Here is a 24,756-nt window from a genome sequence, read left to right as displayed (position 1 = left end):
TCAAAAATTTTTATTTCATATTACGGAAACCGCGGCTGGCTCCGTCTCCAATATATAAAATATCATCAAAAGCGGATATGTTTAGTCTTCCTTCCCTGTTTAAATATTCTTCCGCTACAAGACGGCCTTTTATTTTAGCCAGAATGTTTGTAATTCCTATATGATTTTCGCTTTCAATTACATCCGTCAGGCTGCATTCAATGGAAATGGGGCATTCTTTGATGACAGGAGCATGAATAACCTCAGATGCAATCGGTGTCAGACCGATGCTGTCAAACTTTTTGCACTCTGCTCCTGTGTTGCCTCCGCAAAAATTCACTGCCTCCTCCATGCTGATGTCAACAATATTTACCACAAAATCCGACGTCTCTTTAATCCGCTTTATGCCATATCCCTTTGAAGAAAAACCCAGCGCCATCATATCCTTTAAAGTATAGGATGAAGACACAGTAGTCACATTGGGAGTCCCATCTGTATCGTAATAACTTACAAGTACAACTGGAAATCCATAATACAGCTTCTCATAATTTACATTTACCTTTTTCATGTCTGCCTCCATATCGATTTGTATCATTTTAGTAAGTCAGCTCTTACTTTTCTATGATAGCAAAAAAAGTCCACCCAGGATGTTGCACACGCAACATCTGAGTGGAACCTGTCATCTAATACCTGGTTGTAAACAGAAAACGGCTTATCTCCTCCATCTGGGTAAAGCAGTTCTCAAATAACATCCGGTAGCTTTCGCAGAAATAATTGTCCTCCATACCATCTCTGCAGCGATAGCAGCCGCCGCGGCAGAGAGAAAACCAGCGGCACTGTCTGCAGTCTTCGGAATGATTCTGGGACCGCGCAATAAAGCCGATCTCCGATCTACGTTCCTGGATTTTCGCCATTGTATCCTGGTTTAGATTTCCCAGTTTAAAATCATCCAGAACATAAAAATCACAGGGATAAACTCCGCCGTCCGCCTCTACCACATTCTGAATCCCGCATACCCCTCTTTGTTCACAGGATTCCGGTTCATATTTTAAGAGGATGCCGATATAGTTTTCAAACTGTCTGATATAGGGCTGTTTTCCCCGTTTCCAGTCCTTATACCACAGGTGAAAAAGCCTGACTAAGAACTCACCGTACGCCTTTGGAGTAAGGGAATATTCTCTTTGGCCGCGAATCTCCCCAATCGGGTCCAGGCAGGCAATAAACTGTAAATATTCCCAGCCATTCCTCTTGTATTCCTTATAAATGGAGTCAATATTTTCTGCCGTTTCTTTATTAACTACTGTAAGTATATTGAAATCTACACCGCCTTTCTTCATCAGCCTGGCTGCCTGAAGAACCTTCTGGTACGTTCCTTCGCCCTTTTTGTCATGCCTGTACTTATCATGTGTGGCTTCCGTTCCATCCACGGATAAGCCCACCAGAAAGTGGTTTTTTTTAAAGAATTCACACCATTCCTCTGTAATTGCATATCCATTGGTCTGAAGCGCAAACTCAATTTTTAAATTATTTACGTTATACTGTTTTGCTAACCGGACTGCCTCTTCAAAAAAATCAATTCCACAAAGAGTTGGTTCACCCCCCTGAAAAGCGATTCCTACACTCTGTTCTGCATAAGAAAATGCTTTACGAATCACGTTGGCCAAGGTCTCTTTTGACATCAATCCGTAAGAAGCCTGCTTCCTTTTTTGTGTCTCATCACAATAAAAACAGTAATCACATTCCATATTACACAACCCGGAAGCTGGTTTTATCAATAAATTTACCGGCGGCATACCACCCTTTCCTCCTTGCCTTTTAAGATAACTGATAAATATTATAGCAGCAAATCATCATAATCTCCGCCATCAGTACAATAAAAAGTTTATTCACTGTAATCTCGCTGAGTCGCTTACAGACCTTTCTGCCAATCGCCCCTCCCGCAATGCCGCTAAGTACCATAACCGCAAGGATCAGAAAACTGAATTCCGGTATCTGGCTGGCTGCAATGGAATTAATCAGACTGGCTGCCTGGGAGAATAGAATTATGTACAGAGAATTTTGCCCAGCGGTTTTCGTATCCATAGAAAAGAAATAAAACAGTACCACCAGATTAATAGGGCCACCCCCGATACCAAGAAAGGAGGACAGAATTCCTAAAACAAAACCAATAATAATACAAACTACTTTATTCGTAATATGGTGGGTTTTAATCCTGTCTTTTTTTATCGTATAAAGTAATGTTCCCATAGTAATAAGTAAAAGGCACACCGCCTGTACAGAACCCACCTGATCACGATCAGAAAAACTGCTGGCAACCATATGAAACATTACTTTTCCTGCCACACCCCCGGCTGCTGCACCGATTGCCAGAGGTGTACCAGTTGTTTTGTCAACAGAAGAAGCTCCGCCTGAAATTGATTTTAACACAGAAAAGCAGGCCATAGCAAGCACTGTGCAGCCGGATAGAAAACTTATGGCTTCCACGCTGAGCAAACCAAATGCATCTAAAAGAGGCTTTATGATCACCCCGCCACCAATACCGCAAACCGCCCCTGCTGTGGAAGCACTTAAACCAATCAGTCCAAACAATATATATTCATGCAGCTTCATAATTTTACACCGACTCCATTTATTTTATGATGAATTTCGTTGTTAATCTTCCTTTATCAGAACAGCTCTTAAAATCCCCGGACATTTGTAAGCTCTCTTTCCAGCGCCCAGACCGGTTCTGCACGTGGTGAAATGACCGGGAAGCTGCTCATCCGTACGGATTGCAGCGGCAATTGCGGCTCCTGTGGGAGTAACCAATTCCCCTTCCACTTCAGTGGTGTGAAGATTCAGCTTATGTGCCATGTCAATATTTTTCACTGCAGGCACCGGAACAGACAGCATCCCGTGGCGGCAGCGGATGGTTCCAGTCCCATCGCAAATCTCAGGAATGATGGTTTTGCTGATTCCCAGATTGTCAAAGCAGACTGCCGCTGCAACGATGTCCGCAATGGAATCTACCGCTCCCACTTCATGAAAATGGACTTTTTCTACCGGAACTTCATGGGCTTTTGCTTCCGCATGTGCAAGAATTGTAAATATCTTTACAGCCAGTGTTCTTGCACCAGGGGTCATATCTGCCTTTTGTATCATTTCTTTTATTTCCACAATTCCTCTGCACTCATAGTCATGAGTATGTGCTTGGTCTTGGGAATCACCCTTTTTCGCACCATGAAGATACTCCATATCATGATCGTGGTTTTCATGTTTTTCATCTAAAATTACATTAAAATCACAAGCATGATATCCGGACTTTTCCACTCTGCTTATTTTGACTTTAAATCCCTGAACCAGAAGACTGTTTAATGCATTTAACATAACCTCTCTGTCAGCTCCCAAATCCAGCATGGAAGCCACAAACATATCTCCGCTGATCCCATAACTGCAATCCAAATATAATGTATTGTCCATATCTGCTTCCTCCTGTTGTTTGTGAGATTCATTCTAGCATTTTTACACAAATATATGTAACAATTTTACTCAAACGTTTGCATAGACAGTAATCGAAATGTTATACTAAATCCTGTATAATTGAATTACAGGAGGAACTTCCATGACATTGAAAGAAATAGCAAATTTAGCGGGTGTGTCAGTCTCAACTGTTTCCCGTGTAATAAATAATAACAATACCAAAGCCGCCAGCAAAGAAGTTCAGGATACCATATGGCGCATTGTCCGGGAAACCAATTACACTCCCAATACGGCAGCACGTAATTTAAAGCTGAACAGAGATCCCGATGGCCTTTCGGCCCCTGTGAAAACAATTGGCTGTATCTTTGCACGGTCAAACAGCACCACTGATGATCCCTTCTTTTCAAAGATAGCAAGATCCATTGAACAGGAGGTTTACAGACAGGGGTATATTATGAAATATTCCTTTTCCGCTTATGATATAAACGATGCCGCCACTTATCAGGTCATAACAAACAACCGGGTAAATGGCATAGCAGTTCTGGGACGGTTCGATAAGGATCTGCTGGAATTTATCAAAAAGCAGTACAAACACGTTGTTTATGTGGGACTAAATAAAATCGATACAGAGTTTGATCAGATCGTAAGCGACGGATACCAGGCATCTATGGCGGCAATTCAATACCTTCATAAGCTGGGTCACAGTTCCATTGCTTATGTGGGAGAAAAGCAGAAAGAATTAAGATACCAGGGGTATCTGGAGGCCATGAAAGACTTAAAGCTGCCTGTTTTACGGGAACATATCATAGCAGCCCCCATGTCCCCGGAGGGGGGATATAACAGTGTAAAAGCATTTCTTCAAAAACAGCAGGAAAAAACTGTCACCGCGTTATTTTGTGCCAATGATTCCACTGCAATCGGTGCAATGAAAGCCATTAAAGACTGCGGCTTTCGCGTACCACAGGATTTCTCAATCATCAGCATTGATGATATTGATACTGCCCAGTACATGTCTCCCATGCTGACCACTATCCGTATTCCAATGGAGGAATTGGGAAAGATGGCTGCAAAGATCCTGATTGACCGGATTGAGAATGGAAAAGGCATTCACGCAACCGTAGAACTCCCATTTCAGATTATCACAAGAGAAAGCTGCTGCAAATCAAGCAGGATAAGAAGAACATAACCATGTCAGTTTTTTTCATAAGGAATCGGAACGTAATTGCTTTCCGATTCCTTTTTTTATTTCAGGCTTCATCTTAAAACTTTTTTAATCCGCTTTATCTCTGAGATCAGTTCCTGCCTGTCGGGTGTATGGCTGTTGCTGACATAAAACCTGGTTGCTGCATTGGCAATGGCAAGACGTTCCACTGCCTTTAAATCGCCAAGACAGGCGGCGATGTAACCGCCATTAAACGTATCCCCGGCTCCTGTAGTTATAACTGGTGCATCGCAGTAATCCTGTTCCAGTAATTCCACTCCCTCTGATTCCGATGACATCACTGCATATTGAGGGGTGTGTACGATCAGCTCATCAAGCCCGATTATGTTCCTGATGAACTGGGTATCCCGGGCAACCTCTTCCCTGTTTTCAGAGAATTTCCGGTCATAATAGGAAAATAATATAACAGCTTCGTGCTCATTTAAGCTGAGACTCACCGGAATTTTATGGTTAATACTCTCTAAGACCTGGAAGGTTCCCTGAATCGCCTCTTTACTGCGCTTCTTGATATTTGCAAAATCAAAAAATAATCTTCTGGGCCGGTTTGTATGAAAATAGTTCTCGGTAAGCTCCGTTATAAAGGTGTCAAAATCAGGCATATTAGACCAGTAGCCCAGGGATACAATATCCGCATTTAATAATATCTTTTGTAACTGCTCATGCCCAATTATGCTTAAAAAGTCCTTCCATGTAAAGTTTAACAACTCATCTAAGTTAGGCATCATTATTTTTCCGTCAGTAAATTCCAGAATCGTACTGACGACTGGATCCCCAACGGAGATCAGCCTGCATTTTTCCTGAAGATCATGAAAGATCTTATCAATTTCTTCTTTACCATACATTCCAATCAGGGTCGTGGGCAGGTTCATATTTCCAAGAGCTTTTCCGGTATTGGCAGTAAACCCGCCATAGCTCCTTCTCTTTTTAATCAGCTCATTTGCCATGCCGCCATCCCTGCGGTTTACAATGAGATTTCCAAATTCCTGCATCTTATCAATGAGAATGTAGTTGTTATCCTGGGTTCTTGTCTCCACAACCTGCCATACCTGATCAATGAAACCATCAATTCCAAGTACAATTTCCCCGCTTAGATTTCTTATATACGCTTCTAAAATTCCTTCTTCCATGGTAACCCATTTACTATGCTGCATTAATCCACCAGTCCTTATTCCATGTTTTAAACTATTAATGATGATGATACATGTTGTCTCCGCTGTATACCTCGTCCTTCATCATAAGATGAACAGCTGCTGTTTTAAAAGCCTTTGGAAGTGCCAGGATATTCGGATTTGATCCCACATATTTGAGTTTTGCATCAGCAAGTGCTTCTTCAATGGTTGCTCTTGTTTTTAATCCCATTCCTCTTGCATAACCTGGCTGTTCTGCTCCCACAATGTAAATGGCCGAAGTGTTTTTCTCAGCCAGATGTCCGCAGGAAATCATGGAAAAGCCGTGGAACGGGTGAAATGCATTGGTATAACGGTATTTTCTGATATACTCCTCGTTTGTGGCGAAATATTCTCCAAGACGGTTCATATCAGGAAGTGTATTCATGTGGTCCGTCTGGAACATCTCATACATCTGTCTGGTATATGGCCATAACTCATCATGGAAATAGCCGTTGCAGGTGGAAGCACAGATAATCACACAGTTGTCGCTCATCACTCTCTTATGGCGGATCACCTGTGCAGAAAGAGCCTGCATCAGCATGATTGGATTGGTTCCCATCCCGTCTCCATAATGGAAGAATTGAGGCATACCAAATATCATAACGTCATATTTCTTTTCAGCAAATGGCACGTAAGTTCTCTTATCCGCTGTTTTCCAGGAAACAGGCTGCATCTCTTTTGCGTAACCACTGTTAATTTCAATCTGTCTGGAATTGGTATCAAGTACAGCATCACAGCAGAAAAACTTCTTGCCCATGCAGGTTTCCATATACTCGCCGATTTCATCAAACTTTGATCTCATTAATGATTTTCCGCTGACCGGAACAAAATCAGCCCGGTGCATCACTTCAGGAACATGATGAGAACCAATGGACTTCCAGTGTGTAATACCAGTAGAACAATGCTTATATCCGCCGGAATAGCCGCCGTAGGGGTTGCCCTGGGTATGTCCGATCAGGATTGCAACATCGCTGTCATATACATATTTATTCATGATGACCGGATCGCCCCGGTCTGTAACTCCTAAATCAACCAGGTGGTCATAATCTTCGCTGTCGTGATTAATAATCTGATGGGTGAACCAGAATTCATGGAATAAATCCTTTCCTAGGATATTAAAAATCTCCTCCTTGGTATTCTTTCTGTGGAGACCATTGGAACAGATTAAAAGAATGTCTTTCTTTTCCACTCCTGCACTGTATAATTCCTGAAGAATTAATTTTATGGAGATCTTACGGTGAGCCGTTTCCTGTTCCCCGCCCTTTACCCTGTCAGGGAAAATTATGGTTACTTTTGATCCCTTTTTTGCAAGTTTGGTTAACGGTTCCAATCCGATTGGATTACGGATGGATTCAAGGGTTTTAGCTTCCAGCTGGTCCTCCGGTATATAAGGCGGATCCGCAATAGTTTCCCCAGGTATAAATACATCGGTGTCATCCGGTAGTTCCGCATTGACAAAACCCTGTCCATATTCAAATTGTAATTTCATTTCAGGTACCCCTCTTTCTCTATCCTAAATATGTACGTATAATTTCCAGATACTCCTCCGGGTAAAAACCAATGTCTCCAGAAAATCTCGTAAGTGCAATGAGTCCGCCGTCGATTTCAGGTATGGAGGCGAGCATGCCGGCGTTATCCGTTTTAAGTCCCCCGCCATAGGTTACCGCAATCCCGCTTTTTACTTTTTTGATAAAACAGGCTATTTTTCTGATGTATTCTCTGTCAGGCGGTGTTTTTCCAGGTCCAATGGCCCATACTGGCTCATAAGCCACTGCCACTTTACTGATATCCACCCCATCTAACCCGATGGTCAGCTGGCTTTCTAAAACTTCCTTCCAGTTTTCCTGCTGGTCAGCCGTTTCACCGATGCAGTAAAGCACGTCAAGTCCTGCCTGAATTGCCGCCTGAATCTCCTTGTTTAAAATCCGGTTAACGGCATCAAAGTCGGTCACACCGGCTTCGGACAAAATACCTGCCTTGTCCTTTCTTTCCTCAAAATGACCGATAATTGTGCTGTCACAGCCAATTGCTTTCATGGAATTGCCGGTTCTATGGGAGGTAAAGGCACCAAAGTTTGCTCCTTTCGCGGTATCCTCACGAAATACACTCTGACAGCCGATCTTAAGGTTTGAATCTTCGTTCCGTTCCTTAACTGCGTTGATAATATGTGCTTCCGGCATATACATTACAAACTCCACGTCATCGGCGTTATACTCTTTCAGTTCTTCCTGGACTTTACCAACAATATAAGCGCCCCACTCCTGTGGGCTGGCAATGCTGTTTACTCCGCTGTATTCCCTTGGAATATCAAATCGTTTTAAATTTAAAAATATATGCTTCATGGCATTCCTTTCCGGTTACTTTCTATATTTACGGATCATATCATCAGTAGTCAGCTGTTCCACCAAAGATGCTTTGCCTACAGAGCCGAATTCCACAATTAAAGTTCCGACAACTTCCTTTACGCCCTGTTCCATACACTCTCCCAGTGTTCTGATGTCATCATCTGTTTCAATCCCCTTCATCACCGTATCCATAATAGGGGTCAGGAAAACCCTGGGGTCAAATGCAGATTTCTTTTCTTCCAGCAGTTCATATATCTTCCCAACGGATGGGCTGTTTTTCTTATCCGGGTGCTGATAGAAATATTCCCGTAAATTCCTTGTTACTGCCAGACGCAAATCGGTGTCGACATTGATTTTTCCTATCCCGCATGCAATTGCCTGTTTGATTTCATTTACCGATATTCCATCTGCATTGGTAATTTCACCGCCAAGAGCATTGATTCCGTCAACAATATATTTTGGAACGGTTGAAGAGCCGTGGGATACTAATACACCAAATATTTTCTCATGTTTTAAACATTCTTTGATTGCAATAACGATTTCTTTGCGGAGTTTTACATTCTTACCTTTTACCGCTCCATGCATGGTTCCATAGGAAATTGCAAGACAGTCAACCTCTGTTTTTTTGAAAAATTCAATTGCCTTCATGGGATTGGTGTAGGTGGAAGCATCAGAAAATACATGGTCTTCCACTCCGGCCAGAACTCCCAGTTCCCCCTCTACCGATACGCCCCGCTCATGTGCGTATTTTACAACTTCACGGGTCAGTTCCACGTTCTCATCAAAAGGAAGAGAAGAACCATCAATCATTACCGATGTATAACCGCCGTCAATAGCTGCTTTTACCGAATCAAAGTCTTTCCCATGGTCTAAATGAAGTACGATGGGGACGGGAGAATAGGCGCCGTATTTATGGACAGCAGCTCCGATGTTCTTTGCACCAATGCGCTTGTCCTCAATGGTTGAGTTTAAAAAATCTGTTCTTCCGCCCATAAAACCGTTGGCTAAATCTGCTCCCTGTAATATGACCGGACTTCTTAACATTTCATGAACCTCAATTGCTGCTTTAATCTGGGATACTGCATTTACATTAAAGGCGCCTTGTGCAAACTGATATTTGTCGGTTGCCTCCAAGAGAGGTCTTAATGGTATAATTGGCATAGTTTTTTCCCCTTTCGACTGTACACTCTGATCTTTATCAAATTATAGTTGATTAAAAATTTCATTTCTACAACTCATTAGTCAAACGTTTTCGTAAACCTTTTCCGAAACTGTAATGATTGATCTATTCTGCTGGAACCAGATATTCTTTAATCTTCTGATAATCTTCTCCGTTATAGCAGACGATTTCATAGGATTCTATTTCAGGATTACTGAATACTCTGGTAAGACCGATAAACTGGGTCAGCTTTGATGCTAAGTTCAGTACATCCTTATCATCTGTAATCAGTTCCACTCTTCCCTGGCAGGTTGCCAGCGCCCTGAAAAAAGCATCGATGTCTTTAATCTGTTTCACTCTCATTGTTATTTCCTCCCTGGTTTTATGACTTATTGTTCATTCAGCCGTTTTCTCATCAGTACTGACCATGGTGTGGGCTGAAATGGTTTCTTGCTTTTAACCGGATTATCAAGTTCCTTAAGACCAGACGGAATCCATCTTTCATCCGTGTTATCATAATCACATTTCATCAGGATGCGAAGCTGCTTCATCACCCAGTTTTCGTGTTCCATTACCTGATCATAACTTTTATAGGAATCAGCCTTTTGCCTGAGTTTTTCTGCAACCTCAGGAAACCCGGCGATTACATTATGCTCTTCATTTAAATCCAGCTCTAAATCATAGAGCACGTCATCCTCTGGAAATCCTGAATAAGTAATATACTTCCACTGTCGATAACGAACCAATCTTCCAAGGGAGGTCTCTCCATTGCTTAAATATGTATACAGTTCACTGACTACCATTCGGTCTACATCCTGGCTGTTCTCCATGATCTGGGCAGAAATATCTTTCCCATCCCCTTCTAAAATCTCTGTTCCTGTCAATCCGCAGATGGTAGGGCCAATATCCAAAAGGCTGGTGGGACTGTCAATCCTTCGCCCGGCCGGAATATTATTACCCTGAATTAAAAAAGGAATGTGGGCTGATGGTTCATAAAATACCTGCTTGCCGTAATATCCATGTGTGCCATTCATATCACCATGATCGGAAACATAAATAAATATCCCCTCATGACCAGTCCGTTCTAAATATTGCTGAAATGCATCATACACTGTTCCAATATGCCGGTCCTGCTGCTCAACCAGACCATAATAAGCCGCACGTGCTGCTCTGGCCACTTCCGGATCTGCCTCTGTAAACTTACCATTAAGAGCGGGATGCCCCTCATAGGTCTCTGAAACATCCTCCAGGCTGACTTTATCATAATAATACTCATAAAGTTCCTCCGGAGCCACATAAGGGAAATGGGGTCCATAGGTTCCTACTGTAATAAACTGGGGTCTTTCATGTTCCTTGCTTAAGTAATCCAGTGCTTCACCTACAACATAGCGGTCATATGCAAGAACTGGAGAATCCCCACCGCCTATATAGTAGAGCGAGCTGTTCTCATCAAAACCCGTTACTTTTGATTTGTTTTCCATCTCCTCTTTTGTTTTTGGAGCATTGTTGTGAAATACGGGAGTCCTCTCCTTTGCAATGCGCTTTGCATAACCATGACGCTGATCCGGTCCGACAAAATGCATACGGCCGCAAAGTACCGTTTCATAACCGGATGCTGTCAGGCTGTGAAGAAAGGTAGCGCTGTCCGAATGAATGGAGTTAAAATTAAACAAAACACCGTTATTACTGGGAAGCTGTCCTGAAATCATGGAGGCCCGGGCTGGTACACACAGCGGACATGCCGTATATGCATTGGTAAGTGCTGTCCCTTCCCTTGCTATGCGATCCAGGTTGGGAGTTCTTACTATATTGTTTCCGGCATACCCCTGCAAATTATAGGAATGCTGATCTGACATGTAGAATAAAACGTCCATCATAACGTTATTTTTCCTTCCGTTCTATTTTTTAATTAATTTAATTTATTATATCATCACAACGAAATAATTTCAATAACTACTGTCAACAAATATTTTCTAAAACTTGTATTTTCTTAATTATTCTGCTATTATGAATATTAAATCATTTAATTATTGCAACACAGGAGCAGATCATTCCCCGCTATCCTCATTTAAAATAATTTTGAGAAAAAATATTTGATACATATACAGAAAGGATTCAAATAACATGCAGATTGCCAATGGAAATAATTTATCAAGAGTTAAGGTCACGAATCAGTCCGCGATTCGCCAGATGATTTATCACGATGGCCCCATTTCCAGAATTGAAATATCAGAAAAGCTGTCACTTACCCTTCCCACAATCACCACCACTGTGAATTTTCTACTTTCCAAAGGACTAATTAAAGAGGTGGAAAACACAAAAGCTTCCGGAAAAACCCTTGGGCGAAAGGCATCTCTCATTGATATTTCAGACGATGGCGGATATTTTATTGGAATTGAAACACGAGGTACTATGCGCCGTGCCTGCATCACCGATTACCGTGGCAAACTGATAAAAGCAATTGCAGATGATACGGCCTACAGTGATTACGAGGAAATCATGACAGAAACTTCAGAACTGGTTAAGAAGCTGCTTCGGACCAGTAAAATACCAAAGGCAAAAATCGCTGGTATTGGTCTGTGCATACCGGGACTTGTGGACCGCAACAAGGGAAAACTCATTGTCCTTCCAGGCTATGAATGGAAAAATAAAGATCTGAAAGGCGATTTATCCAGGCTGCTTAACTACGACGGACCTGTCTCAATCGAAAACAATGCCTGCGCAAGAGCCTATGGCTCCTATTTATTTGATCATGAACGAATGGACCACTATCACTCCTTTGCATACTTTATGGTTTCAACAGGTATTGCCTGCCCTTTGATGTATACTCATGATCGTTTTCGGGAATCTATTATCGGCCAGGGCGAGGTGGGGCATATGGTGGTTGACTCTCACGGTCCTCTCTGCAGATGCGGGAACCACGGCTGCCTTGAGGCATTTTCAAGTGAACGGGCGATCATTTCCAATTGCATCAGCGTGCTGAACAACGGTAAGGCAGATATTCTTCGCGGTATATGTGCAAATGCTGAGTCTCCAACCATTTATGAAATAATAAAAGCCCAGTCTGAGGGAGATCAGAGTGTGAATGGGATCCTGGAAGATGCGATCTATCATATGGGAATCGGAATTGCCAATATTGATAATTTCGTAAGACCAAAATGCATCCTCATTGACGGAAACATCTTCCAGAATCAGAAGAACAAAGATCAGCTCATGGATGTCATTCATCGGAATTTATATACAGCCACTGATATCGATACCAACTTTATGTTTGTTGAGCCCGACACCTATAGCGGTGCTTTAGGCGCTGCCGCTGCTGCGGTACAAAATGATCTGAAAACCTTCATCGAATAGAACAACAATGCGGTTTTAATTATCAGTCTGGACTGAAAGATAATTGAAACCGCATTGTTATTTTAATTCTCTGTCTGCATTGCTGCCAGTTGGGCTTTGATGTAGGCCATACCCTTTCCATCCCTGATCATTTCCCATGCCTGTTCCTTCAGTTGGGGAGGACAGTCCTGCTTTATTTTGGACCACATCATTCGATCGCTCATACGTCTGTCACAATCCCTTGGAACAATATCACAGGTCTGTTGATACCAGTCCAGAAGGCGGAGCCTGAATTCCATTGTTTTGGTTTCATGTTCCGGATTCCCGTAAACATTATTTTCCTCAAAAGGATCAGACTGAAGGTCATAAAATTCATGGCGACCGTTTGAACGGTGAACATATTTATAAGAATGATCCCGTATCATGGTTCCTTTACAATGGGCATCTGAGTCCAGCTGGGCTGTCTGCCTTGGCCAGTACATGCTGGTTTTGGGAATTACGCCGGAACTGCCGGCTGCCGGATGGTATTCATCAGCCTGTTTTTCCCATGGCATTCTGCCGCCCTCACAAAAAACAATATCGCGAAGCTGTACACTCCGGTCCAAGACAACAGGCTTAAGAGATTTTCCAAAGTGATCATGACCGGGATCTGTATTGGTATAATCCATCACAGTTGCATAAAAATCCACCAGTTCTACCAGAGAATTAGAGATTCCAGGATCAACCTGCTCTCCCTTAGGCGGTTTTATAAGCAGCGGAACCTTGGTGAGACAATCTTCAAACGTATTCTGGGATTTTTCCGGCAAATCAAAGTCACCGGCATAATCACCGTGATCGCTAAGGAAAAAGATAGCGCAGTCGTCGTAGATTCCAGCTTCCTTCAGTGCATCACATAAGCGCCGGAACTGTTCATCCACCTTCATGCACATCCCTAAGTAACAGGCACGCAGCTCATCCCAGTCCTGCTCCGTATAGGAATCCATAGCCATGAGATTTTTAAGGGCTGACTCCATCTCCGGCTTATCTCTTCCTGCTGCAGCACGTCTGGGCAGCAGGCTTCGGTCAATGGCTGAAAAATAGGGCTCTTCCACTGCATAGGGAGTATGGGGATACATTAAGCCAAGAAACATACACAGGGGCTGGTCATTGACCCGGTGAAATATCCGGTCAATCGCCGCATCTACCACTCCGTCATCATCGGAATAGTGGATTCCGTTCTCGTCGGTCAACAGCCGGCCTTCGTAATGAGAGTAATAGTTCTTATCTCCCATCTGCCCCCGAAAATCTTTCTTTTCCGGACCCGGCGGCTTGGGACAGTCCTCCCCATAATAGATCTCAGTTGCATGCTCTTCCATAAGGCCTGGTACCTGTCCTGCAATTAAATCATTCCGGGTGTTCATCCAGACATAATAACCTGTATCTTTCAATTCGGAAAACAGGCTTGATTCATGGCTGCGCAGCAAGTGCTGCATGGTACGATGTCCGCCCACATGGGGGTAGAGACCGGTAAAAAAGCTGCACCGGCTGGGAACACATACCGTATTCTGGCAGAAGGCATTGCGAAAGGATACAGCTTCCGTCCTGGCAAATTCATCTAAGAACGGAGTCTTGGCTGCCTTATTCTGCCCCAGATGAGCCAGGCAGTCAGAACGCATTTCATCGGGATTGAAGATAATAATATGAGGTCTTTTCTCCATAAGTTTTATTCCTTTTTAACTAATGAACTTCTGTATGGCATACATAAGAGCGTCTTCCCATCATATCTGCGGGTTTTCCAGTCAGCAGCACACGGCTGTTTAACGTAAGATTTGCTGCACTTGTTCCCACCATAAGGTGCATATTTCCCGGCTCAACCACAAACTCCATAGATTCGTTGTAATATCCCAATTGTGCCATATCCAGATGGAATACAACCTTTTTTACCTCTCCTGGCTTCAGGGACACACGGAGGAAGCCGGAAAGCTGCTTGTTTGGACGTGTTACATGAGCTTCAGTAAAACTGGTATAAAGCTGTACCACCTCATCACCGGCAACATCACCGGTATTTTTTACATTACAGCTGATTTTCAGTTTTCCGTCTGTTGGAATTTCAGCTGCGGATAATTCCAGATCAGAAAGCTCAAATGTGGTATAGCTGAGACCATGTCCAAAACAGTAGAGCGGATCGGCAGGACCATCCACATATCCTCCGGAAAAGATGGAAGAAGAGGTGATATCTCCTCCACTGTTATAGCCGGATCCGATGCGGTGGTTATAATAGATGGGGATTTGTCCGGTGGTTCTCGGCACAGTCATTGTCATCTTTCCTCCGGGATTAGTGGTTCCGTCTAACACATCGGTAATAACTTTACCAGCAAACGGTCCGGGCATAAATGCCTGCAGAATTGCTCCGCAGTTTTCCTGTGCCCAGTTAACAGCAAATACACCTGGTCCATAAAGCACCACAACTACTGGTTTGCCTGTTGCTGCAACTGCTTCCAGAAGCTTCTGCTGAACACCTGGCAGATCGAGAAACTGACGGTCTTTCCCCTCACCTCCGGTTACATTGACCCAGCCTGAGTTTCCGCCGCATGCCACCACAATCACATCGGACTCTCTGGCCGCCTCCACTGCTTCGGCAAAACCATCTGTCTCTTCGCCTATAATGCTGCAGCCCTGTGCATAGGATACCGTGAAACGCTCTGTGAGAACTTCTTTTAAACTGCGTGTTCCCGTTCTTCTTAACGCCGATTCCATATCGTTCATGGCGTTCTGTTCTTCCTTTGAGAACATATCAAACATGACTGCAAAAGGTCCTTTGTATTTCTTCTCACTGCTCTGTGCTTTTTCCTGTTCATCAGCCAGACCATTAAAACCAGTTGACTGACCGCTGGCACCGGCCTTCATCATTTCTACATATGCCGGATAGGTGTAACCGCTCACCGGATACCGCAGTGAATCTGCATGGGGGCCAATAAGCGCTACCTTTGTTCCTTTTTTCAGTGGCAGCACGCCGTCATTTTTTAACAGAACCATTGATTTGGATGCAATTTCTTCACTCAGTTCATTCTTTGAGTCATTGCATAATGCCATCGTAACCTTCTCTTCTTCGCAATATGGATTCTCAAACAGTCCGTGTTTGAATTTTACGGTAAGCACACGGCGGACAGAAGCATCGATGCATTCTTCACTGAGTTCGCCAGAACGTACATACGATGGCAGCTGACGGAAAGCTGCTCCTACAGGGATCTCTGTGTCAGTACCCGCTTTTTTCGCCAGATATCCTGCCTCTTCATAGGTCTTGGCAACTTTAAAGTATTGGAACGTTTTCAGTACGGCTGCACCGTCAGACGTTAAAACGCCATCAAATCCCATAGTCTTACGAAGCAGATTTTCAATAATATCCTTATTAACAATTACAGGAAGCCCATCTATTTCTCCGTAATTCGCCATCATGGCATCCAGTCCTGCCAGCTTATCCGCTGCTTCAAAAGGTGTTGCAAATATCTCATATAGCTCCCGTTTTCCCATACGGCATGCAGAAGTATTTAAACCGCCCTGCGTTGAAGAATATCCCAGGAAATGCTTTGCGATACAGCTGACGCCCTGTTCCTGCATTCCTTTTACATAGTGAACGCCGAACTGACTGGTCAGATAAGGATCTTCTCCAAAGGTCTCATAAGTTCTTCCCCACCTGGGATCCTGAACGATATCGATTACCGGGCTCATGGCGGAGGTAATTCCCACACTGCGGCTCTCCTGACCGATAATCTCACTCATTTTCTCAGCAAGCTCCGGCTCCCAGGTACATCCCATATTGATCATTGCCGGGAAAAGGGTGCCGCCTGCTGCAGGATAACCGCAAAGATTCTCTGCCTGTAATGCAACCGGTATTCCTAGTCTGGTCTCTTCCACAAAATAACGCTGTATCTGGTTGCTGATTCTGGAAATCTGCTCCGGGCTTACCAGACCAACAATGGAATACTGAGTAAAACGTCCATGACCGTCAGGAAACTTCTTTCTTAAAAGATCTGTATTTACTTTCCCATCTTCAATAAATGAAGCCGGTAAATCACCGCATAACTGGGCAACCTTCTCTTCAAGAGTCATTCTGGAAAGAAGATCCTCCACTCTCGCTTCTATCGGCTGATGTGGGTCCTTGTACAATTCCATATCAAATACCTCCATTTATTTTTATTCTTTCTTATCTCTTTGCAATTTGACACAATACGGTTCATTGGTTATAATGGGATTAATTATTTAAATTGTTTAATTTAAAGAGAGGACTATTACCACATGAAAAAAACATACCTTGTCGATACCTTTAAGGCGGCAGTGAGCATTGCCACCGTCCTGTTTTCTCTTATGATTGTTATGAGCCTGATCATCCTTCTACGTTTGGGGTCAGCTGCAGTATTTTTTCTGATCGGACTTCTCTTTGTAAAGCCTATGCTCACCTACGCTGCTTCCGTTTGTGTGGACCAGACCGGTGTTCGCTCCTTTCTCCCCTGGAAAACGCTTCAATCCTTCACCTGGGATGAAGTTGGGGAAGTGGGTGTTGCAGGAACGAAGCTGTTTACCAGAAAAGACTCCAAGAATACCGGATCACTCTATATTTACATTTCAAAAACAGCATTAACTGACGAAGACCGGTTTGACATGATGCTTCACTGGCCGCCAAAGGACCTGATTTATCTCACCTATTCCAAACAGCGCTTAGATGAAATACAGATGCGGTTCAGCAACAAGATCCAAACCTATAATGCAGGCGACCTTCATTTCTGATCCTGCCAGAAAGACTCCAAAAACACGGATTCTTCCTTAGCGTTTTTGGAGTCTTTTTCCTTAATTATACGAGGAACTTATTTCCTGCAGACGGCAGCATGTCACGAAATGTCCAGGGGAGACTTCTTCCTGTTTCTGCTGTTTTAAGCACTCCTCTTTCGCATAGGGACAGCGGGCCGCAAAGCGGCAGCCTGGTTTTGGATTGACCGGCGATGTGATTTCACCGCGCAGAATCTCACGCTTATTGGGTTTATCAATATCTGTGGAAGGGATTGCAGAAAGCAATGCTCTTGTATAAGGATGAAGCGGGTTTTGAAACAGTTCCTTTGAAGAGCATTTTTCAACAACCTGTCCTAAGTACATAACACAAATATCATCAGAAATATGGCGTACCACTGACATGTCATGAGTAACAAACATATAGGTCAGGCCTTTTTCCTTCTGAAGCTTCTTTAAAAGATTGAGTACCTGTGCCTGAATTGATACATCAAGAGCGGATACGGGCTCATCACATACCACAAACTCAGGCTCTAATGCAAGCGCACGGGCAATTCCCACCCGCTGTCTGCGTCCGCCGTCAAGTTCATGGGGGTATGCTTTTCTCAACCGTTCATCTATACCAACCAAATCCATTAATTCCTGTGTTTTCTGATCAATCTGGCTTTTTGTAAAACGCCTTGATACAATCAGGGGTTCCCGGATCGTACTGTCTATGGTTTTACGTGGATCAAGAGAGGAGTATGGATCCTGGAAAATAATCTGCATCTTTTCACGGGCCTGTCGTAAATCCTTCCCCTTTAAATTGGTGACATCTTTTCCGTTTAATAAAATCTGTCCTTCCGTACTTTCATGGAGATGGATAATGGTTCTTCCCAGGGTGGATTTTCCGCAGCCTGACTCTCCTACAACACCCAGAGTACGTCCTTTTTCAATGGTAAAGGTGACGTCATCAACAGCGTGAAGCATACCGCGGGGAGTTGTAAAATATTTTTTTAAATTCTTTACTTCAATAACAGGATTCATTTAATCCTCCCCCTTCATCACAGCTTCGATACGGCAGCAGCGGCAGTCGTGTCCATCCTGAGTCTTGTTCATGCTGACTGGTTCCTTCCGACATGCATCTGTTGCAAATTTGCATCTTGGTGCAAAGGAGCAGCCCTGAGGCAGGTTGGTTGGATCCGGCGGCAGTCCGTCAATGGGGTGAAGCCATTCTTCATCCTCATTCATGTCAGGGATCGCTCCAAACAATCCAATGGTATATGGATGGGAGGGATGCTTAAAAATCTGCTGTTTCGTTCCATACTCAATAATGCTGCCAGCATAGATGACCGCCACAGTATCGCATACCTGTGCAACCACACCCATATCATGGGTAATTAGAAGCATGGCTGTGTTATATTTGTTTCTTAACTCTGCGATCAGATCAAGCACCTGGGCCTGTATGGTCACATCGAGAGCCGTCGTTGGTTCATCTGCCAGCAGAAGGTCGGGATTGCATGCCAGAGCGATGGCAATGACAACTCTCTGCTTCATACCGCCGGAAAATTGGTGGGGATATGAATAATAACGCTCTGCAGGAATGCCTACTATTTCAAGCATCTCCTTTGCCCGTTTTTCATGTTCTGCCCGATTATTGCTGTCACTGTGCAGACTCACTACCTCTGCGATCTGATCACCCACGCGAAGAACCGGGTTTAACGCTGTCATGGGATCCTGAAATATCATGGAAACTTTATTTCCACGGATCTTTCTCATATCAGTTTCTGATAATTTCAAGAGATTTTCCCCTTCCAGGTAAATCTCACCATTTGCAATATGACTGCCAACATCGGGTAAAATCCTAAGGATGGATTTTGCTATGGTAGTTTTCCCTGCACCGGTCTCACCAACCAGTCCCAGGGTTTTTCCCCTTTCAAGCTGAAGACTTACGTCATTTACGGCATGGACAATCTGACCATCCGATTTGTACTCCACCTTTAAGTCCTTTATAGAAAGGAACGGCATATCTGTATTGATTTCTTTCTGATGCACAGCTGTTCCTCCTTCCTTAATTCTTTAATTTGGGATCGAGAGCATCTCTTAAGCCGTCTCCCAGTAAATTCAATGCAAGAACCGTCACTGCAATCGCAAGCCCTGGGAAATAAACCAGATGAGGAGCCTGACGAATAAACTGGCGGGCTGCTGATAACATGGCACCCCATTCAGGAATAGGAGGCTGTACGCCAAGACCGATAAAGCTTAAACCAGCGGCCATGGTAATGGTCTGCGCCACTCCCATGGTGGCAGATACAATCATGGGTGAAATACAGTTGGGAAGCAGATGACTTGTAATAATCCGGAATTTGCTGCAGTTAATGGACTGTGCGGCTTCAATGTATTCGTTTTCCCTCTCCTTCAGCATCTGGGCACGCAGCATTCTGGCCATACCGGAAATACTTCCTATGGATAATGCGACGATTGTATTAAAATAACCAGGTCCCAGTACGGCAGAAATAACGATCATTAAAAGCATTCCCGGAATTGCCTGAATGATATCCAAAAAGCGCATGATGAGATTGTCCACCTGCCCGCCGAAATAACCGGCAATTGCACCAATGGTACAACCAATAGCGGAACCAATGGCAACCGCTATAATACCGATGGAAATGGAATATCTTGCGCCAAAAAGCACACGGCTGAATATATCTCTTCCCATATCATCGCATCCAAACGGATGGGAAAATGATGGTGTGGCAAACATATTTGCCATGTCCATAAATGAATAATCATAAGGTATAATGTAAGGTGCCAGAATAGCCAGGATGATTTCAGTTGAAAGAATTAAAAGGCCAAGCATTGCCGCTTTATTCTTACTCATCTGTTTCATAACAGCAGTAAAACCGCCCTGATTCTTGGCATGTCCGGTCGTCTTAGGCATTTGCTTTCACCTTCCTTTTCTTCCTGCCTGATGCATACTGCGCTTTGATTCGCGGATCTACCAGTGCATAAAGTAAATCTACAATAAGCATACAGAAGCTGAATGTGATTGCAAGGAAAATGGAGCCGCCCTGCACGATGGGATAATCACGGCTGTTTACAGCACCGATAATATAGGTGCCCATACCCGGAATAGCAAAGATTGTTTCAATAATCATGGCTCCCCCAAGGAAATGGCCAAACATGGTTCCCATAACAGTTATAATTGGGATTAAACTGTTTTTTAAGGCATGTTTCATAATTACATCCCGTTCCGGCACACCTTTTGAACGGGCAGTTGTGATATAATCGGCACGGATTACGTCTAACATGGCAGACCGGGTTTGTCTGGCGCAGCTTGCAAGACCTCCTGTACTTCCGGAAATTGCAGGCAGAATGTAATATTTAATTCCGGCCAGCCCAGTTCCGATTCCCAAAGCAGGGAGCCAGTTGAGTTTTACAGAAAACTGTAAAACCAGCAGCAACGCAAGCCAGAAATTGGGGATTGCCACACCAATCAGTGCAAGCACCATACACAGGGAATCCTGCCATTTATTCTGCTTGATTGCAGCTATCACACCCAATGGAATACCAATACCAACGGATATTAATAAGGTAGTAATAGTCAGCATCAATGTTCTTGGAAGACGTTCCTTAATAGAACTGGTAATATCCACATTGGTCAGCCAGGATTTTCCAAGGTCAAAATGGATAAAAACATCACTCATATACCGGCCGAGGCGAAGCACAATCGGATCATCCAGTCCCAGTTCCAGACGTTTCGCAGCAAGTTCTGTTTCCGTCGCGGAAGGACCAAGGATAATTTCCTCCGGCTTTCCCGGGCAGAAAGTCATCATAATAAAAACCAGAATTGCAACTCCCAGAACAATCGGTATCATCCAGATCAATCGTTTCAATACATATTTTAACATAGATTATTCTCCATTGAAGCTGACTGGTGCGCAGCCTTTTTGTGCTACTCTTCGCACCTCAGCTTAGAATTAGTATAAAACTGTTCTGTTTCTGATATTTTTAGTAATTGGTAAATGTACTGGATGCCGGAGCAATATAACCCTGGTACTCAAGTACTTCTTTTTCTAAACCTGCATCTTTTCTTATTACTATAATCGTCTGGGGATTAAACATTCCATAGGCAATTGCATTATCCTTGATATACTTATGAACTGCATCAATGTTTTCCTCTGTATAACCACTTGGTGTCCAGGTCTTATATAAAAGCTCTGCCAGAGTATTGTCATGACGGCTTGTTGCATCTCCGGTCTTATAAGCAGCAGGGTCATACCGGATAGACCAGTGGTCACTTAAGAATGTTCCACCGATTGTATTAAGTACAATGTCATACTGGGTACCATCGAGACGAATGGATGTATATAACGCCATATCAACTATTTTTAACTCAACCTTGATACCGATTGCCATTAAGTAGCTCTGGAGCATCTGGGCCATTCTCTGGGATAATGTGTTACTGGTTGTAAGAATGCTGATTGATTCACCGTTATAGCCGGATTCTGCAAGCAGCTGTTTTGCCTTGTCAACATTGTAATTATAATAATCTTCTTCCAGCCACTTCTGGTTAAATCCGTTAAACATTGGCGGGCAGACATCATACATCGGAGTACCATAGCCCTGAAGAAGACCGGCAACCAGACCATTCTCATCAATGCTATAGCAGATTGCCTGACGCAGTTTTACATTATTTGCAACTACACTGCTGTCTGCGCCGGAGAAAAACATCTGATATCCCTGAGAACCATCTGCCAGTTCAACGGTGTAATCCTTGTTGTCTGCAAACTGTTTTACAGAAGAAGGATCAAGATTCATTACCATGTCTACAATACCGGTTTCCAGAGCAATTGCCATCTGGGAAGATTCTGTAATACAGTGATAGCTGAGCTTCTTAACAGAAGGACGTACACATTTTGGCATATTTGCTTCATCCTGCCAGTAATCGCTCCTCTTTTCAAGAGACAATATGGAATTTGCTGTATATTCGGTGATCATGTAAGGTGATGTGGAAACCAGTGATGCACCGAATTCATCAGAGCTGGCTTCAAAAGCTTTTTTAGAGATTGCGTATGTATCTCTTAAAAGAGACTCAAATGTACCCACAATATTGGATTTCATCTTAACTGTCAATGTATAGTCGCCAGTCTGTTCCACACTCTCAACCTTTGCAAAAACAGGCTTTAATGCCCGTTTCATGGATTCCTGCATAAACCAGACAATATCAGATGCATCGATTTTATTACCTGCGGAATCGCTTACTCTGTCCCAGATTTCAATATTATATGTAAATCCATCATCATCTGTTTTCCATGATTTTGCTACCAGTGGTTCCATTTCCCGGATTTCATTTACAACTGCCAGAGATTCATACAACTGGGTCATAAAGGGAGCATTTCTTAAGGTATTACCCCTGAATGGTGTTAAGCTTTCCACCATCTGATTATAACCAATATCCAATACACCATCGCCGCCTGTGGCTGCTGCCTGAGTACCCCCAGTGCCTGCTGTTGTACTTTCAGCTGCCGCGCTGCTGCCTGCACTACTTTCTGATGTTTCTGACTTAGATCCGCCGCAGCCTGCCAGCGTAGAAGCTGTCATTACCACAGCCAGGGCAAGCGAACAAATTTTCTTAAAACCTTTTTTCATAAAAAATTCCTCCTTCTCTAATGCCTTATTATTTCAAGTGTTTTTCATGCACCTGATATTAAAAAGAGATACCACTGACACTTCTGTCACCGACAGCTGCCCCATAACCGTTCGCCTGAATCTTATTTTCATTTTTTCCCAGGGCCTGAAACATATACTGTTTATACGCTTCCACACCTGGCTGGTCAAACGGGTTAACCCCAAGAATCTTTGCTGATAAATAACATACAAACTGAAAGAAATAAAACAGCTGGCCAAAGGTTTCCTCATCAACTGCAGGAACGCTTATTTTCATACACGGAAACTTTTTACTGTGTGCTGTAATTGTTGCCTTAAATGCTGCCCGGTTTATTTCATCAAAATCCTTACCGTCTAAATAATCAAACAGATCATCCACATTATCATTGTGCAGAACATAAGAGGACCCTGTATCCTGAACTTCCAGGAACGTTTCAAAAATCACATTGGATCCATCCTGTAAAAACTGGCCGATGGAATGCAAATCCTCAGAAAAGTTTCCAAACAGAGGATATAAGCCTTTGTTGTCTTTTCCTTCGCTTTCACCAAACAGCTGCATCCACCACTTTGCAAAGCGGAAATACCGCGGTTCAAAATAAGAAAGCATCTCCATGCTGAACCCTTTCTGATAGAGCAGATTTCTTATAACCGCATATTCCAGAGCCATACTTTCCGAGGCGCTTTCCTTAAGAAGACGCTGACGCATGAGCTGTGCACCCTTGGCAATTGCACCAATATCTATTCCTGCCACAGCCATGGGAAAAAGCCCTACCGGAGAAAGAGCCGTAAAGCGTCCTCCGATGTTAGCAGGAAACGGAAGGAAGTGAAATCCGTTCACCTTACAGAGCTTTTCTAAATGACTTCCCTCTGAGCCAGTACAGATCACCCGTTTTACATATTCTTCACCGTATTCTTTTTTCATGAAACTGCGCAGAGCACGGAATCCAATGCCAGGTTCCAGTGTTTCGAAATTTTTTGCAATTACGTTTATGTATACACTCTTTCCTTTTAATTCCTGCAACACACTTCGGATGCTGTCTGCAGAAATACTGTTTCCCGCCCATACAATGGTTACCGGGCCTGTCTCTCCTATGGCATCCACCACTGCACGTGCTGCCTGATTGGATCCGCCAATACCAATGACTACGAATGCATCTGCATTCTTCCTGACATCTGCTGCTAATTTCTGGTAATAGGTGATCCACTTTTCTCCGGCCCATTCCTCTACATCAAGCCAGCCAAGATTTTCTTCATACTGTTCTTCCCCGTACTTTACTTCTTCAAGGTAAGAGGCATATTCTTCCACACCACTGGCAATTTCCTCCGGCGAAAGCCATGAGGAACCGTCTATTAATTCCATACTTATTTCTTTCATAATTCACCTCGAATAAATGTAAAAGCAATTAATTAATTAATTTAATTTATACTAATATTACTTTACATTTAGCCATTATTCAAGATGTGAATTTCCATAAATTTATTCCATATTTTTTGTGCACTTTTTACAATGTTTTGCATTTTTCGACAAATCCCATTAGATAACCGTTCTATGAAATGTTTTCGGTAAAATACTTTTTATTGTTAACATTGATGGTATGGGAATATATGGAATTTACAATAACAAGATGAAAAACAAAATAAAAAATCCGTAGAATTGTTATCTAGATATTCTAATATCAA

Annotated in this window: 21 protein-coding genes; 3 read left to right on the top strand and 18 right to left on the bottom strand. The window is 43.2% G+C overall.

Annotation, left to right across the window (positions count from 1 at the left end):
• Nucleotides 1-10: 10 nt before the first annotated feature.
• From ACOAOT_RS06295 to larC, 4 genes are all read right to left on the bottom strand, one after another.
• Nucleotides 11-547: a flavin reductase family protein gene (locus ACOAOT_RS06295; RefSeq protein ID WP_420216213.1), complete on the bottom strand. Its 537-nt coding sequence runs from the start codon at nt 545-547 to the stop codon at nt 11-13.
• A gap of 115 nt (nt 548-662) precedes the next feature.
• Nucleotides 663-1,772 (bottom strand): anaerobic sulfatase maturase, encoded by a 1,110-nt coding sequence (locus tag ACOAOT_RS06290; RefSeq protein WP_420216212.1) that lies wholly within the window; start codon nt 1,770-1,772, stop codon nt 663-665.
• 22 nt (nt 1,773-1,794) lie between these two features.
• Entirely contained in the window at nt 1,795-2,589 is a 795-nt protein-coding gene (locus ACOAOT_RS06285; protein WP_420216211.1) for a sulfite exporter TauE/SafE family protein, read from the bottom strand.
• A gap of 42 nt (nt 2,590-2,631) precedes the next feature.
• Complete coding sequence (gene larC, locus ACOAOT_RS06280) at nt 2,632-3,438, bottom strand: nickel pincer cofactor biosynthesis protein LarC (RefSeq protein ID WP_420216210.1); 807 nt, start codon at nt 3,436-3,438, stop codon at nt 2,632-2,634.
• A gap of 142 nt (nt 3,439-3,580) precedes the next feature.
• On the opposite strand from larC, the gene ACOAOT_RS06275 reads away from it, so the two are divergent.
• Complete coding sequence (locus tag ACOAOT_RS06275; protein WP_420216209.1) at nt 3,581-4,624, top strand: LacI family DNA-binding transcriptional regulator; 1,044 nt, start codon at nt 3,581-3,583, stop codon at nt 4,622-4,624.
• Between the two features lie 68 nt (nt 4,625-4,692).
• Here ACOAOT_RS06275 and ACOAOT_RS06270 read toward each other — a convergent pair whose 3' ends face one another.
• The 6 genes from ACOAOT_RS06270 to ACOAOT_RS06245 all read right to left on the bottom strand — a co-directional run bounded on the left by ACOAOT_RS06270 (nt 4,693) and on the right by ACOAOT_RS06245 (nt 11,210).
• A complete protein-coding gene (locus ACOAOT_RS06270; protein ID WP_420216208.1) occupies nt 4,693-5,811 on the bottom strand; it encodes a PfkB family carbohydrate kinase in 1,119 nt (372 codons plus the stop codon).
• Between the two features lie 34 nt (nt 5,812-5,845).
• The gene (locus ACOAOT_RS06265; protein ID WP_420216207.1) at nt 5,846-7,318 is read right to left on the bottom strand and encodes a lactate racemase domain-containing protein; all 1,473 of its coding nucleotides are present in this window, start codon (nt 7,316-7,318) and stop codon (nt 5,846-5,848) included.
• A 19-nt stretch (nt 7,319-7,337) separates the two neighbouring features.
• Complete coding sequence (locus tag ACOAOT_RS06260; protein WP_420216206.1) at nt 7,338-8,171, bottom strand: triose-phosphate isomerase family protein; 834 nt, start codon at nt 8,169-8,171, stop codon at nt 7,338-7,340.
• Between the two features lie 15 nt (nt 8,172-8,186).
• Entirely contained in the window at nt 8,187-9,335 is a 1,149-nt protein-coding gene (locus ACOAOT_RS06255) for a class II fructose-bisphosphate aldolase (protein ID WP_420216205.1), read from the bottom strand.
• A gap of 124 nt (nt 9,336-9,459) precedes the next feature.
• Entirely contained in the window at nt 9,460-9,696 is a 237-nt protein-coding gene (locus ACOAOT_RS06250; RefSeq protein ID WP_349669356.1) for a polya polymerase, read from the bottom strand.
• Nucleotides 9,697-9,722: 26 nt separating this feature from the next.
• Nucleotides 9,723-11,210 (bottom strand): sulfatase family protein, encoded by a 1,488-nt coding sequence (locus ACOAOT_RS06245; protein ID WP_420216204.1) that lies wholly within the window; start codon nt 11,208-11,210, stop codon nt 9,723-9,725.
• Nucleotides 11,211-11,457: 247 nt separating this feature from the next.
• On the opposite strand from ACOAOT_RS06245, the gene ACOAOT_RS06240 reads away from it, so the two are divergent.
• Nucleotides 11,458-12,687 (top strand): ROK family transcriptional regulator, encoded by a 1,230-nt coding sequence (locus tag ACOAOT_RS06240; RefSeq protein WP_420216203.1) that lies wholly within the window; start codon nt 11,458-11,460, stop codon nt 12,685-12,687.
• Between the two features lie 62 nt (nt 12,688-12,749).
• Here the strand turns inward: ACOAOT_RS06240 and ACOAOT_RS06235 are convergent, their stop codons facing one another.
• Both ACOAOT_RS06235 and ACOAOT_RS06230 read right to left on the bottom strand, forming a co-directional pair.
• Nucleotides 12,750-14,363, bottom strand: a complete 1,614-nt coding sequence (locus ACOAOT_RS06235) for a sulfatase family protein (RefSeq protein WP_420216202.1) — start codon at nt 14,361-14,363, stop codon at nt 12,750-12,752.
• Between the two features lie 19 nt (nt 14,364-14,382).
• Nucleotides 14,383-16,818, bottom strand: a complete 2,436-nt coding sequence (locus ACOAOT_RS06230; RefSeq protein ID WP_420216201.1) for a glycoside hydrolase family 3 N-terminal domain-containing protein — start codon at nt 16,816-16,818, stop codon at nt 14,383-14,385.
• A 123-nt stretch (nt 16,819-16,941) separates the two neighbouring features.
• On the opposite strand from ACOAOT_RS06230, the gene ACOAOT_RS06225 reads away from it, so the two are divergent.
• A complete protein-coding gene (locus ACOAOT_RS06225; protein WP_420216200.1) occupies nt 16,942-17,430 on the top strand; it encodes a hypothetical protein in 489 nt (162 codons plus the stop codon).
• Nucleotides 17,431-17,490: 60 nt separating this feature from the next.
• Here the strand turns inward: ACOAOT_RS06225 and ACOAOT_RS06220 are convergent, their stop codons facing one another.
• The 6 genes from ACOAOT_RS06220 to ACOAOT_RS06195 form a co-directional block, all read right to left on the bottom strand.
• Nucleotides 17,491-18,453, bottom strand: a complete 963-nt coding sequence (locus tag ACOAOT_RS06220; protein WP_104439795.1) for an ABC transporter ATP-binding protein — start codon at nt 18,451-18,453, stop codon at nt 17,491-17,493.
• Nucleotides 18,454-19,434 carry an ABC transporter ATP-binding protein gene (locus ACOAOT_RS06215; protein WP_491711668.1) on the bottom strand — a complete coding sequence of 327 codons (981 nt, stop codon included), beginning with the start codon at nt 19,432-19,434 and terminating at the stop codon, nt 18,454-18,456.
• Between the two features lie 43 nt (nt 19,435-19,477).
• On the bottom strand, nt 19,478-20,347 hold the full coding sequence (locus tag ACOAOT_RS06210) for an ABC transporter permease (protein ID WP_420216198.1): 870 nt from the start codon (nt 20,345-20,347) through the stop codon (nt 19,478-19,480).
• Nucleotides 20,340-21,317: an ABC transporter permease gene (locus ACOAOT_RS06205; protein ID WP_104439796.1), complete on the bottom strand. Its 978-nt coding sequence runs from the start codon at nt 21,315-21,317 to the stop codon at nt 20,340-20,342. The genes ACOAOT_RS06210 and ACOAOT_RS06205 overlap by 8 nt, the downstream gene beginning before the upstream one ends.
• A gap of 100 nt (nt 21,318-21,417) precedes the next feature.
• Nucleotides 21,418-23,058, bottom strand: coding sequence for an ABC transporter substrate-binding protein (locus ACOAOT_RS06200; RefSeq protein ID WP_420216197.1), 1,641 nt, complete (start codon nt 23,056-23,058; stop codon nt 21,418-21,420).
• Nucleotides 23,059-23,116: 58 nt separating this feature from the next.
• Entirely contained in the window at nt 23,117-24,451 is a 1,335-nt protein-coding gene (locus ACOAOT_RS06195; RefSeq protein ID WP_420216196.1) for a phosphoglucose isomerase-related protein, read from the bottom strand.
• Between the last annotated feature and the right edge of the window lie 305 nt (nt 24,452-24,756).

The sequence above is a fragment of the Lacrimispora struthionigena genome, assembly GCF_048627165.1.
Classification (GTDB): Bacteria; Bacillota; Clostridia; order Lachnospirales; family Lachnospiraceae; genus Lacrimispora.
This window is presented reverse-complemented; position numbering and strand designations above follow the sequence as displayed.